Below are 15506 nucleotides of genomic sequence, written 5' to 3' on the forward strand. Positions count from 1 at the left end.
GTAAGGAGAGCCAGATGTCTCATCATGAAGATATGCAGGTTTATGCCAGAAACATCCGAGTGGAATCGCTCAAAGCGTTTAGCGAACTGGGATTTGGTCATGTCGGCGGGGTTATGTCGGCGGCGGATTTGTTGGGTGTTCTGTATGGCGGCGTTATGAAGATTGATCCCAAAAATCCGCAGTGGGAGGATCGTGACTATTTCGTCATGTCCAAAGGGCATGCCGGCCCCGGCCTCTACGCGGCATTGGCGCTGCGCGGGTATTTCCCGCTTGAAGAGCTGAAAACGATTAATACCAACGGTACCCGGTTGCCCAGTCACTGTGACCGCAACAACACCCCCGGAATTGATATGACGACGGGATCGCTGGGGCAGGGAATGTCTACCGGTATCGGCATTGCTCACGGCAACAAGATTCTCGGCAAGTCGAATTATACCTACCTTCTGCTTGGCGATGGCGAATGTCAGGAGGGGCAGATCTGGGAAGGGGCTCTCTACGCGCCGCAACAGAAGCTATCCCATCTCATCGCCTTCATTGACTACAACAAGCAGCAGTTGGATGGCTATACCAAAGATATCTGCGATCTTGGCGATCTGCGTCAGAAATTCAATGACTTTGGTTGGTACGCCTTGGAGGTGGACGGACATGATATCGATGCAATCGTTGCCGCCATCGAACTGGGTAAGGAACAGGATGAAAAGCCGGTAATGATTGTCCTCCATACCCATAAGGGCAAGGGATGTAACTTTGCAGAGGGAATTCTGTACAACCACCACATGACGTTCACCAAAGAGCAATGCGACAGCGCCATTGCGATGCTTACAGAGAAGGAGTGCTAAACATGGACTACAAGGTGTGTACTGGTCTGGAAGCGGAAAAACTGGCGATGCGGGATGTCTATGCGTCAACCATGATCGATCTTGCCTCCAAAAATGACAAAATAGTGGCCCTGGATGCCGACCTGATGAACTCGGTGGGCATGGTCAAGTTTGCTAAAGCATTTTCCGATCGTATCGTCGACTGCGGCATCATGGAAGCCAACATGATCGGCGTCGCTTCCGGTATGTCGGCGGTGGGCTTGATTCCCTTCGCCCATACGTTCGCCTGTTTTGCCACGCGGCGGGCATTGGATCAGATCTTCGTTTCCGCGGCGTTTGCCCGCAACAATATCCGCATCGTCGGCAGCGATCCCGGCATAACGGCCGCCTTCAACGGGGCGACCCATATGCCCTTCGAAGACATCGGTTCCCTGAGAGACATTCCCGATATCACCATCATTGAGCCCACCGACTCGGTGATGCTGGAGGACATCGTCCGGCAGTTGGAGAAAGCATTCGGCGTGTTCTACATTCGTCTTTCCCGCAAGAATGCGATCAAGATCTATGAGGATAAATCGACTTTTACCATCGGCAAAGCCGCGCCGATTCGCGAGGGCAAAGATGTCACCATTATCGCCTCCGGCATCTGCGTCGCCGAAGCGCTGAAAGCGGCGAATATCCTTAAAGAACAAAACATTGATGCCGCCGTATTAAATATGTTTACCATCAAGCCCATTGACCGGGAAGCCATTGAGCAGGCGGCAATAAAGACCGGCGCCATCGTCACCGCCGAAAACCACAACATCCACAATGGACTGGGCAGCGCCGTCGCCGAGGTGTTGGTCGAGACGTATCCCGTTCCCATGGAGCGCATCGGCGTACAAGATCATTTCGGTGAAGTTGGTTCGGTAGATTATCTCCGTAATAAATTCGGCCTGTCAGCGGAGGATATCGCCGAGAAAGCCATCAAGGCGATACGGAGAAAAGGAAAAGTTAATAGTTAATGAAATGACGACACCGGTTCACCCGTAAATCGACGATTAAAAGGGAGATGATCTACCATGAAACTGACAGCAAGTGAATTCAAAAACGGCTACAACGCCATGGTGACTCAGGAAGCCAACACCGATATGAACATGGATTTTGGCGTCCAGAGCATGAGTAAAGGCGAAAGCGTTTCTTATAATGAACCCAAAGAATCCATCTATGTGCTGATGTTCGGCAAGATTACCTTTGCCTGGGACGGCAAACAGGAGACCGTCGAGCGGACGTCTTGCTTCAAAGAGGATCCCATTCTGCTTCACGTTCCCCAGAATACCGCCGTTAGCATTACATGCGTATCCGACAAGGCAGAGGTGGCTATCCAGCGTACAACCAACGCCAAAGGTTTTGTTCCCCAGTTGATGAAGAGCCAAGACCTGCTCTTTGCTTCCGAGAAGCGGGGCGCCGGCCTGATGAATGAGGCATCCACCCGCATCGTCCGTACCTTCTTCGATCGTTCAAATTGCCCCGAGACTAACTTCTTTATCGGCGAAGTCGTGAGTTATCCGGGTAAGTGGTCCAGCTTTCCGCCCCATTTCCATACGGAACCGGAGATCTATTACTACAAATTCCTGCCGGAGAACGGCTACGGCTTTGCGGAGATCGGCGATGATGTGCACAAGGTGCGCAACAACGATCTTACCGGCATGGCTGGCGGCGTTACCCACAGCCAGGCGACGGCGCCAGGCTACGCGGAATACTATATCTGGGTGATTCGTTTACAGGACAATGTGGAGATGAAAACCCATGTGGTTCCTGAGCATGCGTGGGTCGCGGATAAAGCGGCAAAATACTTCCCGGAAATATAAGCCAATAGTCAGCATGCCATGATAAGTCAACAACGACGCGCGGATTTGCTATTAGTCGCGACAACGTTAATAGCGGGTCTTGGGTGGATTTTTTCCAAGGAGTCACTCCAGGGCATGCCAATATTTGGTTTTATTGGCCTGCGCTTTTTACTGGCTGGCGTATTTTTGCTGCCTTTTTGTTTTCGACGGCAAACTCACCTTAGCCTATCGGCCGTCCCCGGCATCGTTGGCGTGGGCTGCCTGCAAGCGTTGTCGATGTTATTGTGGATCCTTGCGGTATCGCTAAGTAACGCGCTGGGCGAAGGGGCATTTATCATGAGCCTGTCCATGCTGTTTGTGCCGGTAGTGGCATGGATCATGTTCAAATTCAGGCCATCGCGCCCCTTTTGGGAATCTTTGCCCCTGGCGCTGTTCGGGTTGGCATTACTGACATTAACGCAAGGCTGGCGGGTCTCGGTCAGCCAATATTGGTTTCTTGCCGCCGCATTGGCGCAGGCGGTGTATTTTTGCGTCAACAGTCGTTATGCGCAGAAAATACCTGTATTCCCTTTTACCTGTATTCAGCTTTTTTGTACCGGCCTATGCGGCATGGCAATCTCACTGTGTTTTGAAGAGTGGCCCGACGCCATCAGCTGCAATATTTGGCTGTGGTTCGTGGCCAGTGCGCTAATTGCCACCTCGATACGCTTTTTATTGCAAATTGCGGGGCAAAAACGGACCAGTATGGCCAACGCCGCCATCATCATGGTGTTGGAGCCGGTATGGACCGTTATTCTCTCCGCCTTTTGGTATGGAGAAAAGATGCCCGCCCAGAAGGCGATGGGTTGCCTGCTGATTTTGCTCGCCCTGGTCTGGTATCGCGGCCGCTATTTCCTGCTGCTCAAGAAACTAAAAATGTAGCGGCTGCATCCTGGCGGTGATTTATTAATGTAATGATAAATGACTAACACCGTTTGCGTTTGATGACGAATCTTCAGGTTCCCAACCCAACCCCACCCCGACCCTTCCCCTGTCTCTTATACACAAATGTAGGGGCTATGAGGGGGGGCCGTTATCCGGCGTAAGAAATTATGCTGAGGAGATAGCAGGCTTAGGATGAGCCGCACGGACGCGGCGAAAGCTTGCGCCACGTCTGGAACGTGTCGCAAGCGGTCCGTTAAGCCTGATACCGACGAAGGCATCGCGCAGCGACATAATTTAGCCGCAAGCCGGGATTCATAGGGGGCTGGCGTTTGAGCCCCCTATGTCGGGCGCGTGCTGCGAGGCAGCATGAAAATAGCGGCATTGTGGCGCACGAAACTATCTCCAAGTCCGCATAAAAATGTGACTAAGAGACAGCTGACAAGGGGGAGGCCGGGAGGGGGTAAATCCCTCTTTGCGGTATCAGGCGCCCTGATGCTGCACCAGATAATGAACCACCGCCGCCCCCGCCAGGGCGCAGAAGGCGGCAACCAGGAACAGCGTCTGATAACCCGAAAATGTCGCCAGCATACCGGCCAGCGGGCCGGTTGCGCCGTAAGCGATATCCTGGAAGGCGGAATAGCCGCCAAGCGCCGTACCGTGCGCCTGGGGGCTGACCCGTTTGATAACCTCAACCCCCAGTGAAGGGAATATCAGCGAACAGCCGCTCCCGGTAATAGCCGCGCCTGCCAGCGCCAGAGAGGATACCGGCGCCAGCCACAGCAGCAACAGACCGACGCATTCCAATAACAGCGATAATTTTGCCACGTTAGCCCCACCGTACTTGTCCGGCATTGAGCCGAACAGCAGACGCATGGCGATAAACGCGCAGCCGAAAGCGGTCAGGGCAAAGCCGGCATTGCCCCAATGACGGACGCTGAAATGCAGCGAAATAAATGTGCTAATCACCGCGAAGCCAATGCCCTGCAGCGCCAGAGCCAATCCCGGTCGCCAGATCAGACTGATAACTTTCATCAGCGGCACGCGTTCACCTTTGCGCGGGGCAACGGGGGGGACGGTCAGATCCAACAGCATAGCCGTTACGGGTAATAGCAGGGTGACGAGGCCGAGCGCAGCGAATCCCCATAGATGGAAAATCACCAGGCCGAGGGGGGCTCCGGCCGCCAGGGCGCCATAAGTCGCCATACCGTTCCAGGACATGACTCTGCCGGAACGCTGCGCGCCGACCAGTCCCAGTCCCCAGGTCAGATTACCGGTCAGCAGTTGGCTTTCGCCAAGCCCGAGCAGTAACCGGCCGGCTATCAGCAGCAAAAAAGCCGCGACGGTGGAGTCAACCATTATGGCGGAAGCAATATAAGCCAGACCTGATAGCGAACACGCCAGCAAACCTTGAAAAGTCGTGCGCCGCGCGCCATGTTTATCCGCTGACCGCCCGGCATATCCCCGGGTCAGAACCGTGGCCAGAAACTGGATGCCCACCGCCACGCCGACCAGCGTATTATTCAACCCCAACTGCTGGTGGACATATAGCGGGATGACCGTTAGCGGCAGGCCGATGGTCATATACGCCAGGAACATGGAGCAAATGATGCGAAATAGCCGGGAGTGCGTGTTTTTTAGCGTGCCGTCGTCAATCACGGCGATAGGCACATTTCCTGCTAACGGCTCCTGTCCCGCGGGTGTGCGGCTGCTGCTATCCGCTGGTACTTCCTGATGCATTAATCTTATCCCCGGCTGCCGCCAATATCGCCGCCGACGCATACCGACGAAGACAAATTCAGCGTGGCCGGGAGGGGCGATAGGGAAAGAAAGCGCTAAATCGTCAGGTCTTATGTGGTAAGAGGCGCCGCCATGGCGACATCCTGTCAAACAGCGAATGAATAATGCAAAAAGCGGGTAATACTCCACCCCGCCTTTTACTCCGAGATCTTAGCCTGGCGCGTGACCGTGACTATGCGTCCGCGTTGAGGAAAGGTCTGGTTTTGTTGGCGCCGATCTCAAACACGTCTCGCGCTTCCATACGCCAATAGCCCGGATTGAAGAGCTCCAGCGAGCAAGGCCCCGTATAATGTATGGACGCTAACTGGCGGGAAATCTCGGTCAGGGGAATAATGCCGTTGCCGGGAAATAGCCGATGGCAATGATCCAGCTTATCCACCGGTAAATCATCTGAGTCATCAATATGATAGACGAAGATTTTCTCTGTCGGCACCTGGCGTAAGATCGAGGGATCCTGCCATTGATCAAATAGAAATAAATTGAAAGCATCCACCACCAGACCGACATTGTTCCGGTCGACGGCATCGACAATCTCCATCGCCAGGGGCAGGCTGCGTACGCAGCAGTGGGCACTGCCGATAGGTTCGAAGGCCAGGCGCATCCCATGCTCGCCGGCATAGTCGGACATCTCCCGCAACCGCTTCACCGAATCCTTGATGACTTCGTCCTGCGAGCGTGCAAGACCGGCTCGAATGGTGGGCACCACCACCAGGCAATCGCCGCCGATAGTCGAGGCCACGTTACAGGCAAAAGCCAGCTGGTCGCGCTTTTCCCGCCAGCTTTCGGGATCGCAGAAAGTGATGTCTTCCAGCGAGTTATAACCGTAGGGCTGCAAGTGGCTGGTGGCGAAAAACGCCGCCAGCTCGCTGATATCGTGCTGCTGCAGATAGTTCGTCAGCATGTCCAGGCGCAACTCGATCACGTCGTAGCCATAGCTTTCAGCCAGTTGGATATCCTGTTCCAGCGTCGAATTCATCATGCAGGTGGCTTGATTAAATCCCAGTTTCATGATGTGTATCCCCTTCTATGGGCCCAGGCATTGCGGCGCGACTGTCCGCTGGTTGAATCGAAGTGTATCGGGGCTGCGCACCGGCTGCCCGCATGATCCGGCCCGCCGGCACCGTCCCATTCGATAATTATATTTTTAATCACATCGGACATAATAAATAATCCCTCCATACGTAATCGTATTTATTTAATTTGAATCAGGTTTACGCGTTTATTTTTATAAAATGTTAGCTGGCTAATGAAAATATATTTTCTCTAGTAAAGAGAGAGTATATTTGTCCCTGACAATGAATACTTTAACGATCTTGGGTTAAAAAATGACGTAAATACCGATCGCCATCACATAGTGCTTTCGGCTTATTCACAATGTTGCTTTGCTTATCAGGGAAATGATCCCTTAAAAATGTTTTGTATAAATTATGTTTTTTTTTAATGACAATATGTGAAAACGATCACTTTACAAAGTCATGTATAGGTATACCAATACTGTCTAAATTAAAATTATGGGGGTCGTGATCCCCGTTTTGCCTGCCCGGAAATATCCTACCTACCACTGAGCCGTGTTGTTTGATTTACCGTTCAACTTCAGGGCGTGCTTACGGGGAAAGTTAAAAAAACGGCTTGAGTATTCCAGCTAGGTTCACTCAAGCGTGTATCGATAAAAATCATATAAAATTCAGACTTGATCATACCTCGTTGTGAAGGCACACGCCGAGGGCGTACCGGCTCAAGCCAGTGTTGTCTGACCGTAGGTTTCGAACAACCGACCTGACGGCAATGTCGATAATTTTAGGAGGAAGTGACAATGCGACAGTTTTTCTGCCAGCCTGATTCCCCCATGTCAGATCGCCCATGCCTGGCATGGGCCAGTAAAGTCGATCAATATCAGGGGCCTTATTCCCGTTTAATGCACATGCATCCGGAGACAGTGGAGCTCATTCTGATCACTGAGGGAACGGGAAGCATTTTCATTGGCAACCGGACATATCCTGTCAAACGTGGCGATCTGGTAATTTATAACAGTCTTGTGGTGCATGATGAATACCTTGAAAACGGCACCTCTCTTCTCTGCTGCGGCATCCGCAACATCGTCAAACGAGGCATGCGCCCAAATACCTTCATCCCGGGCGGGGCGGTGCCGGTATTCCCGCTCTACCAACATTTCAGCAACGTTTTTCTGCTGATGAATACCATCTTCATGATGCTCGGCAGCGCGGCGGAAAAAAAGGTCTCCATGACGCAGGACATGACGCAGGTACTGCTGGACTACATCAACAGCAATATCTTAGTGGAGCTTGATGACTGTGCCGACCCGCGGGATGATTCACTGCCGGCGAGCATAAAAAATTTCATCGATCAGCATTTCTACGAACCCATTCAGTTGGATACCCTGGCGCGTAAGTTCCGGGCGAGCTCTTTTTATATCTCACATGAATTTAAGAAGACCTACGGCTACTCGCCGATGGATTACCTGATAAAAAGACGGTTGGGTGAAGCTCAAACACTGCTAACCACCGCGGAGGGGAAGGCGATGGAAAATATCACAGAGATTGCCTACCGCGTTGGCTTCGCCAACCTGAGTCATTTTCATAACTATTTTAAAAACAAGGTGAGAGGGAAAACGCCAGGGCAGTACCGGAGCGAGTACCTGATGGAAAACAACAGTCCAGGCTCCGGGCAGAATATGCTTTTGCAAGGCCATAGCCAGATAAGTTCACTAAATAAGCGCGACAATACGTAGATCGTGTTGCGGGAACGCCATCCGATTTGCGCGATCTGGGCAATAGCCAAACCGCTCTTTCCACCCAAATGGATGAGCAATGCAAGCAGGCGGCCATCCCGTCTTGCTGATTGATTTATCGTTACTCTGTTCCTGGCTAAAAAACCAGGAACAGTCACCACCATGTTCCCGCCGTGGTTCCTGCCGTTATTCCCGCCAGAGGCGTTACCGTTGAAAATCATCATGCCGACAATGCCATGAGAGCGTAACGCGCCATCACCGATGCCGGTTATATGTGGCTGTTACTGCAAATAATGCAGGGCAATTTTGCAAGCGGCATCACTATTTTCCGGCAATAAACAGGGGTTGATAAATATCAAGCGCGATTAAGCGATTCTATTTAGAGGAACGGGCATTCCATGGTGAGTAAAGCAACATTGTGAATAAGCCGGAAGCAATATGTGATGGCGATCGGCATTTACGTCATGATTTAACCCAAGATCGTTAAAGTATTCATTGCCAGGGAGAAATATACTTTTACTCATCTTATTAGCTATCTCGATGTTTATAAAAATCAGCGCGTAAATCTGATTTAAATTAAATATTTATGCTTGCGAATAACGAGGTAATTAATATGCCCGATATGATTAAAAATATAATTATCAACCGGGACCTGCCGGTGGACGGCCCGCAAGGGCCGAGCCATCTTCACGCTAAGACCCGTTTTACGCCGGGCGCAAAGGAAAGGAAATAGGAGGCCGTATTTCGCCTCTCTTGAATTAATTAGGACAAATAGGAGAATCAGTGTGCCTAAGTTCATCGAACCTTTTGAATTCAACACGGTACCCAGTATCCAGATGGTCTGGTCGGGCGCCAAGCAGCTTGGCGAGTTACTGAAGGGGCGTTTCGCCGCGCGTAAAGCGCTGGTGATCACCGATGTCGGTCTGGTTAAGGCCGGCGTGATCGAGCCGGTTGTGGCGAACCTGAAGGCGAACGGCTTTTCCGTGTCTGTGTTCGACGGCGTGCTCGCCGATCCGCCGGAAAGCATTTTAATGCAGTGCGTCGAACAAGCCGGCGCCGCCGGCGTGGATATCGTCATCGGCCTGGGCGGGGGCTCGTCGATTGACGTCGCCAAGTTGTCCGCCATCCTGCTCCGTACCCCGCAGCCGCTGACCGAGATGGCCGGTATCGGCAATGTGAAGGGGGAACGGCTGCCGCTGGTACTGATCCCCACCACCGCCGGCACCGGATCGGAAGTGACCAACATCTCCATCATTACGACGGGAGAAACCACCAAATCCGGCGTCGTGGCGCCTCAGCTCTACTGTGATTATGTCTTGCTTGATGCCGAATTGACGGTCGGATTGCCGAAGATCCATACCGCGGCGACCGGCATCGATGCCATGGTTCATTCCATTGAGGCCTATACGGGCCGACTCAAGAAAAACATTATCTCCGATGCCTTTGCCCGCGAAGCGTTACGGCTGTTGAGCAGCAATCTTATCGCCGCTTGCAAGGACGGCAAAGACCGTTCCGCTCGTGAAGGCATGTTGGCCGGCGCCACGCTCGCCGGTCAGGCGTTCGCCAATTCGCCGGTCGGCGCCGTACATGCGCTCGCCTATCCGCTGGGCGGCCATTACCACGTCCCGCACGGGCTGTCGAACGCCCTTATGCTGGGGCCGGTGCTGCGTTTTAACGCGCAGGTGGCGGCGCCTCTCTATGCCGAGCTGGCCGATGTCCTGCTTGGCCCTGGTCCTGGCGATGAGCAAACGCGCTCGTCCGCGTTCGTCCGCGCCATGAAAACTTTGCTGAATGACAGCGGCGCGCCTTTGCGGCTGCGTGACGTCGGCGTTACCGAAGATAGCCTGCCTCTTTTGGCATCCGACGCCATGAAGCAAACCCGACTGCTGATGAATAATCCGGTGGACGTCACCGAGGCCGATGCGCTTGCCCTATATCGCGAGGCTTTTTAAGCGGAATCGCGCGTAAGGGCAATGACAGCACCGCAATGCAATTACTTTTGGACATATTATCATGCCATTAATGACACCCGAGCAGTACGAAGAAAGCCTTCGCAAGATGAACTTCAAAGTTTATCTACAAGGGGAGTTGGTGGAAAACACGGTGGATCACCCCATCATCCGTCCCTCGTTGAATTCGGTGAAGGCGACTTACGCCCTGGCGCAGGATCCGCAGCACCAGGATCTGATGACCGCGACTTCTCACCTGACCGGCCAGAAAGTCAACCGCTTCACGCATCTGCATCGCAGCACTGAAGATCTGGTCAAAAAGGTCAAAATGCAGCGCTTGCTGGGACAGGCCACCGCCTCTTGCTTCCAGCGCTGCGTCGGTATGGACGCCGTCAACGCGCTTGATAGCACGACCTTTGAAATGGATCAGAAACTCGGCACTCACTACCACGAACGCTTCGAAAAGTTTCTGCGGGCCATGCAGGAGAATGACTGGACGGTTGACGGCGCGATGACCGACGCCAAGGGCGATCGCAGCCTGGCGCCGTCGAAACAGGCCGACCCCGATCTGTACCTGCACGTGGTTGAACGGCGTGCCGACGGCATCGTGGTCAAGGGATGCAAGGCCCACCAGACCGGCGCCCTCAATTCGCATCAGATCCTGGTCATGCCGACCATCAGCATGGGGCCCGGTGACGACGACTACGCGGTTAGCTTCGCCATCCCCGCCGATACCGACGGCATCCTTTATATTTACGGCCGCCAGTCCTGCGATACGCGCAAGCTTGAAGGCGGCGACATCGACGTCGGTAACCCGACCTATGGCGGCCACGAAGCGTTGGTGGTATTCGAGAACGTGTTCGTGCCGTGGGAACGCGTCTTTATGTGCGGCGAATGTGAATTCTCCGGCATGCTGGTGGAACGGTTCGCCGGCTATCATCGCCAGAGTTACGGCGGCTGCAAGGTCGGCGTAGGCGACGTGTTGATCGGCGCGTCGGCGCTGGCGGCCGAATACAATGGCGCCCAGAAGGCGTCGCACGTCAAAGATAAACTTATTGAGATGACGCATCTCAACGAAACGCTGTACGCATGCGGCATCTCCTGTTCTTGCGAAGGTCACAAGACGGCCTCGGGCACCTATCTCATCAACCTTTTGCTGGCCAATGTGTGCAAGCAGAATATTACCCGCTTCCCCTATGAGATCGCCCGTCTCGCCGAGGACATCGCCGGCGGTCTGATGGTGACCATGCCATCCGAAAAAGACCTCAAAAACCCGGAACTCAGCAATGTGCTGGAAAAATATCTGTCCGGCGTCTCCTCGGTGCCGACCGAACATCGTATGCGCATTCTGCGCCTGATCGAAAATATCACGCTCGGCACCGCCGCTGTCGGATACCGTACGGAATCGATGCACGGCGCCGGCAGTCCGCAGGCTCAGCGCATCATGATCGCCCGTCAGGGCAATCTCAACGGGAAAAAAGAACTGGCGAAGACCATCGCCGGCATTCCGCCTGAGGCGAGTCCCGAAAAGGACGCAAAGGACATAAAAAAGAAGAAGGAACTTTCGCCCGCCAAGTAGGGTGAGCGCAGCTGTGGCGGCGGGCACCGTCCCGTCTTGCCACCCGGGGTTTCTTCGTTTTAAGGGGCTGCGGTGGAAGGGGTATCGCAGTGGTGAAAGATGACTTCGCCGCCCGTTCGCCGACCCGAAAAGCGGTCCAGGACGCGCAGACCGGTATGGCCTCAATCCATATATGAGGAACGAATAATGACCAGTTGGAAAGACAGGTATCGTGACAAAATCGTCAGCGCTGACCAGGCGCTGACGGTGGTCAGTTCGGGTGACCGCGTCGTCGTGGGCCATAGCACCGGCGAGCCGCAGGCGTTGGTCGAAGCGCTGGTGCAACGGGCCGATGAACTGAGAGACGTGGAGATCGTCCATATGCTGGCTATGGGGCCGGCGAAATATGCCCAGCCCGGCATGGAGAAAAGTTTTCGCCATAACGGCTTTTTCCTCGGCCAAACGACCCGCCAGGCGATCGAGGACGGACGCGGCGATTTCACCCCGTGTTTCTTCTCTGAGATCCCGCGCCTATTCAAGGAGGGGATCATGCCGGTGGATGTGGCACTGATCCAGGTTTCACCGCCGGACGCGGACGGCTTTTGCAGCTATGGCATTTCGGTGGACTACACGCAGGCGGCGGCTGAAAGCGCCCGTATCGTCATTGCCCAGGTGAACGCGTTTTATCCCCGCACCGGCGGGGCGAGGATTTCACTCGATCAGTGCGACTACATCGTTGAGCAAGACGAGCCGATTATTGAGCTGACGCCGCCGAAAATCGGCGATGTGGAGCGCAAGATCGGAAATTACGTTGCCAGCCTCATTCCCGACGGCGCGACGCTGCAAATGGGGATCGGCGCCATTCCCGACGCGGTGCTGCTGTTTTTGAACGATAAAAAAGACCTCGGCATTCATTCCGAAATGTTCTCGGACGGCGTCGTGCATTTGGCTAAACAGGGCGTTATCACCAACAAGAAAAAGACCATCAATCCGGGCAAATTCATCGCGACGTTCCTGATGGGCAGCCGCAAGTTCTACGACTTTGTCGATAATAACCCGGCGGTGGAGATGATGCCGGTGAACTATGTCAACGATCCTTTCGTGATCGGCCAGCATGACAATCTGATTTCGATCAATTCCGCGCTGCAGGTGGATCTTATGGGGCAGGTGAACGCCGAGATGATCGGCCGCCGGCAGTTTTCCGGCATTGGTGGTCAGGTGGATTTCATCCGCGGGGCGAGCCGGTCCAAGGGCGGTAAAGCCATCATCGCCATGCCGTCCACGGCGGCCAAGGGAAAGGTCTCGCGCATTTGCCGGGAACTGGATCGGGGCGCGGCGGTGACCACTTCGCGCACCGACGTCCATTATGTGGTGACCGAGTACGGTATCGCCGATCTGCGCGGCAAAACGTTGCGCCAGCGGGCCGAGGCGTTAATCGCCATCGCTCATCCCGATTTCCGGGATGACTTGCGTCAAACCGTTGCCGCGAGCGTCAAAGATTCCGTTTTGGCTTAACGGGCGCCTCGGGCGGCCGCTAAGTTTCATCATCATTTTCAGTCTATAGCGAAAGGGTAAAAAGACGTGGCGATCCTACATCCGGAACAAGAGAAAATAAGGCAAGCAACGAGACGTTTTGTTGCGGAATACATTATACCGAGGGCTGCGGAATTCGATAGGAGCGGCGAGTTTCACTCCTATCTCCTTGATGCCGCGCAGGAGAGTAAGATTTTTGCCATGGCCGTACCGAAAGAATATGGCGGGCTGGATTATGACTCTGTGACCCAGGCGTTGGTGCTGGAGGAGTGGGGATACGGCTGCGCCGGCATGGGGACCACGCTGGCGGCCAGTATTCTCAGCATGGATTCGGTGCTGGTGGCCGGCAGCGACGAGCAGAAACGGCGTTACTTCACGCCGATGCTCTCGGCCAAGCTCGGCGCCTTCGGTTTGACCGAACCCGGCGCCGGTTCCGATGCCGGTTCCGGCAAGACCACGGCGGTCAGGTCCGGCGACGAATATGTGATCAACGGTTCGAAGTGCTGGATCACCAACGGCGCCATCGCCGCGGTCTATGTGATCTTCGCCCTGACCGACCCGACCAAGGGCGCGAAGGGATTGAGCGCGTTTATCGTTGAGCGCGATCGTTCGGGTTTCACCATCGGCACCATCGACCACAAACTCGGCATCCGCAGTTCGAATACCTCGGAACTGCTGCTGAAAAATGTACGCGTTCCCGCCGCCAATCTGCTGGGCAAAGAAGGCGAGGGCATGAAAGTCGCCATGAAGACGCTCGACCTGGCCCGTCCGGCCATTGCCGCCCTGAGCGTCGGCCTGGCCCAGCGCGCCCTCGACGAATGCGTTAACTATCTGAATAAACGATTCCCGGGCAAGATGCAGCCGGGTCAGACGCTGCAATTTAAGCTGGCCGATATGGCGATCCAGGTGGAAGCCGCCCGGGAAGCTCTCCATCACACCATGCAACTGCGCGATAGCGGGCAGCCGTTCTCCAAGGAATCGGCGATTTGCAAAACCCTCTGTTCGGATGTGGCCATGCGCGTCACCGCGCAGGCGGTGAGCCTGGCCGGATCCCACGGCTACACGTCGGAGTTGGGGAAATATATGCGCGATTCGAAAATCATGCAGATCTATGAAGGTACCAATCAGATCCAGCGTCTGGTGATTTCCCGTGCGGTTCTTGCCCCCGCTCCGGTGGCGGCTCCAGCTCTGAAGGTAGGTGCATAATGAATTTCGAATTGAATGAAGAACAACATCTGATTGGGCAAAGCGCCCGCGAGTTCGCCAAGGAATTTCTGGACCCCATTGCCGCCGATCTGGACCACAGCGGAGAGTACCCCAGGGACGTCATCGAGCGGTTGGCCGGATACGATTTCCTGGGGCTGTTGCTGCCGGAAGCGGTGGGCGGCGCCGGCGCCGGCGCGGTCGCCTATGTTGCGGCGATCGAAGAGATTTCCCAATCCTGCGCGGCCGTGGCGACAATTCTTAATAACCATACCTTGGGTTCACTGGCCATCGCCGAATGGGGGAACGACACGCAGAAAAGCGAGTTCGTACCGCCGCTGGCCAAAGGGGAGCGCCTGGCGACTCTGGCTATCTATGAAAACGGCCCGGCGCCGGGCATCGGCCCTGATGCTCTGCTCGTCTCGCGCCAGGGCGATAACTATGTGCTGAACGGCACCAAGGCTTTTGTGCGCAATGCCGGCGTCGCCGATCTTTATGTGGTTTTCGCCACCCTGGCGCCGGCGGAGGACAAGAAGGGATTCAGCGTCTTCCTGGTGGATGGCGGGACGCCCGGCCTGACGGTGGCGCCCCGTTTGGAAACCATGGGTCTCAACGGATGTCCGGTGGCGCATGTTGTCTTCAACAACGTCACGCTGCCCGCGGCGGCGCTGCTGGGGGGCGAAAATGGCGGCGACGCCATCGCGCAGTCGCTGCTGGCCAAGGCTTCGCTATTCGAAGCGGCGCAGACCATCGGCATCGGCAAGGCGGCGGTTAAGCACGCCGCCGAATATGCCAAGCAGCGCATTCAGTTCGGGCGTCCCATCGCCGCGTTGCAGGCGATCCAGACGTTGCTGGCCGAAGTCGCCACCGACTGCCATCTCGCCTGGCTGGGCGTGCAACGGACCGCCCAATTGATTGAGGACGGCGAACCGTTCGCAACCGATGCGGCGATAGTTAAAGCGTTTCTTGCCCGTTTCGGCTCGAAAATGCTGATCGACAGTTGTCAGGTTGAGGGGGGATTCGGTTACAGCGAATTCATGCCGCTGCCGCGCTTGTTCCGTGACATCGCGGGAACCACTCTGCTTGATGCTCCGGCCGATTTTCCCGACAAGATCATCGCGGACTCCATTGCCTGATCGATATTAG

12 protein-coding genes are annotated in these 15506 nt (G+C 55.0%); 10 read left to right on the forward strand and 2 right to left on the reverse strand.

Going from position 1 to position 15506, the window contains the following annotated elements:
* The first annotated feature begins 14 nt into the window (after nucleotides 1-14).
* The 4 genes from ACN28R_RS04150 to ACN28R_RS04165 are packed head-to-tail and all read left to right on the forward strand — an operon-like array spanning nucleotide 15 to nucleotide 3568.
* Nucleotides 15-839, forward strand: a complete 825-nt coding sequence (locus ACN28R_RS04150) for a transketolase (protein ID WP_048638273.1) — start codon at nucleotides 15-17, stop codon at nucleotides 837-839.
* 2 nt (nucleotides 840-841) lie between these two features.
* Nucleotides 842-1822: a transketolase family protein gene (locus ACN28R_RS04155; protein ID WP_048638274.1), complete on the forward strand. Its 981-nt coding sequence runs from the start codon at nucleotides 842-844 to the stop codon at nucleotides 1820-1822.
* A 57-nt stretch (nucleotides 1823-1879) separates the two neighbouring features.
* Complete coding sequence (locus ACN28R_RS04160) at nucleotides 1880-2668, forward strand: 5-deoxy-glucuronate isomerase (RefSeq protein ID WP_048638275.1); 789 nt, start codon at nucleotides 1880-1882, stop codon at nucleotides 2666-2668.
* Between the two features lie 21 nt (nucleotides 2669-2689).
* Nucleotides 2690-3568, forward strand: a complete 879-nt coding sequence (locus ACN28R_RS04165; RefSeq protein ID WP_197089026.1) for a DMT family transporter — start codon at nucleotides 2690-2692, stop codon at nucleotides 3566-3568.
* Nucleotides 3569-4051: 483 nt separating this feature from the next.
* Here ACN28R_RS04165 and ACN28R_RS04170 read toward each other — a convergent pair whose 3' ends face one another.
* Nucleotides 4052-5308 carry an MFS transporter gene (locus ACN28R_RS04170; protein ID WP_095833677.1) on the reverse strand — a complete coding sequence of 419 codons (1257 nt, stop codon included), beginning with the start codon at nucleotides 5306-5308 and terminating at the stop codon, nucleotides 4052-4054.
* A gap of 232 nt (nucleotides 5309-5540) precedes the next feature.
* Nucleotides 5541-6380 carry a sugar phosphate isomerase/epimerase family protein gene (locus ACN28R_RS04175; RefSeq protein ID WP_095833678.1) on the reverse strand — a complete coding sequence of 280 codons (840 nt, stop codon included), beginning with the start codon at nucleotides 6378-6380 and terminating at the stop codon, nucleotides 5541-5543.
* Between the two features lie 801 nt (nucleotides 6381-7181).
* Here ACN28R_RS04175 and ACN28R_RS04180 point away from each other — a divergent pair.
* From ACN28R_RS04180 to ACN28R_RS04205, 6 genes are all read left to right on the forward strand, one after another.
* Nucleotides 7182-8117 carry a helix-turn-helix domain-containing protein gene (locus ACN28R_RS04180; RefSeq protein ID WP_072065863.1) on the forward strand — a complete coding sequence of 312 codons (936 nt, stop codon included), beginning with the start codon at nucleotides 7182-7184 and terminating at the stop codon, nucleotides 8115-8117.
* A 785-nt stretch (nucleotides 8118-8902) separates the two neighbouring features.
* Nucleotides 8903-10069 carry an iron-containing alcohol dehydrogenase gene (locus ACN28R_RS04185; RefSeq protein WP_236840181.1) on the forward strand — a complete coding sequence of 389 codons (1167 nt, stop codon included), beginning with the start codon at nucleotides 8903-8905 and terminating at the stop codon, nucleotides 10067-10069.
* Nucleotides 10070-10130: 61 nt separating this feature from the next.
* Nucleotides 10131-11645, forward strand: coding sequence for a 4-hydroxyphenylacetate 3-hydroxylase family protein (locus ACN28R_RS04190; protein ID WP_048638278.1), 1515 nt, complete (start codon nucleotides 10131-10133; stop codon nucleotides 11643-11645).
* Between the two features lie 186 nt (nucleotides 11646-11831).
* Nucleotides 11832-13139, forward strand: coding sequence for an acetyl-CoA hydrolase/transferase family protein (locus ACN28R_RS04195; protein ID WP_095833679.1), 1308 nt, complete (start codon nucleotides 11832-11834; stop codon nucleotides 13137-13139).
* 66 nt (nucleotides 13140-13205) lie between these two features.
* Nucleotides 13206-14363, forward strand: a complete 1158-nt coding sequence (locus ACN28R_RS04200; RefSeq protein WP_095833680.1) for an acyl-CoA dehydrogenase family protein — start codon at nucleotides 13206-13208, stop codon at nucleotides 14361-14363.
* On the forward strand, nucleotides 14363-15496 hold the full coding sequence (locus ACN28R_RS04205; RefSeq protein ID WP_095833681.1) for an acyl-CoA dehydrogenase family protein: 1134 nt from the start codon (nucleotides 14363-14365) through the stop codon (nucleotides 15494-15496). Before ACN28R_RS04200 ends, ACN28R_RS04205 begins: the two co-directional genes overlap by 1 nt.
* The last annotated feature ends 10 nt before the right edge of the window (nucleotides 15497-15506 follow it).

Source organism: Brenneria goodwinii, assembly GCF_002291445.1.
GTDB classification, from domain to species: domain Bacteria; phylum Pseudomonadota; class Gammaproteobacteria; order Enterobacterales; family Enterobacteriaceae; genus Brenneria; species Brenneria goodwinii.

What these genes read in the sequence shown, in the direction of transcription:
- ACN28R_RS04150 (WP_048638273.1), top strand. Translation starts at nt 15, where the DNA reads ATGTCTCATCATGAAGATATGCAGGTTTATGCCAGAAACATCCGAGTG.
- ACN28R_RS04155 (WP_048638274.1), top strand. Translation starts at nt 842, where the DNA reads ATGGACTACAAGGTGTGTACTGGTCTGGAAGCGGAAAAACTGGCGATG.
- ACN28R_RS04160 (WP_048638275.1), top strand. Translation starts at nt 1,880, where the DNA reads ATGAAACTGACAGCAAGTGAATTCAAAAACGGCTACAACGCCATGGTG.
- ACN28R_RS04170 (WP_095833677.1), bottom strand. Translation starts at nt 5,308, where the DNA reads ATGCATCAGGAAGTACCAGCGGATAGCAGCAGCCGCACACCCGCGGGA.
- ACN28R_RS04180 (WP_072065863.1), top strand. Translation starts at nt 7,182, where the DNA reads ATGCGACAGTTTTTCTGCCAGCCTGATTCCCCCATGTCAGATCGCCCA.
- ACN28R_RS04190 (WP_048638278.1), top strand. Translation starts at nt 10,131, where the DNA reads ATGCCATTAATGACACCCGAGCAGTACGAAGAAAGCCTTCGCAAGATG.
- ACN28R_RS04195 (WP_095833679.1), top strand. Translation starts at nt 11,832, where the DNA reads ATGACCAGTTGGAAAGACAGGTATCGTGACAAAATCGTCAGCGCTGAC.
- ACN28R_RS04205 (WP_095833681.1), top strand. Translation starts at nt 14,363, where the DNA reads ATGAATTTCGAATTGAATGAAGAACAACATCTGATTGGGCAAAGCGCC.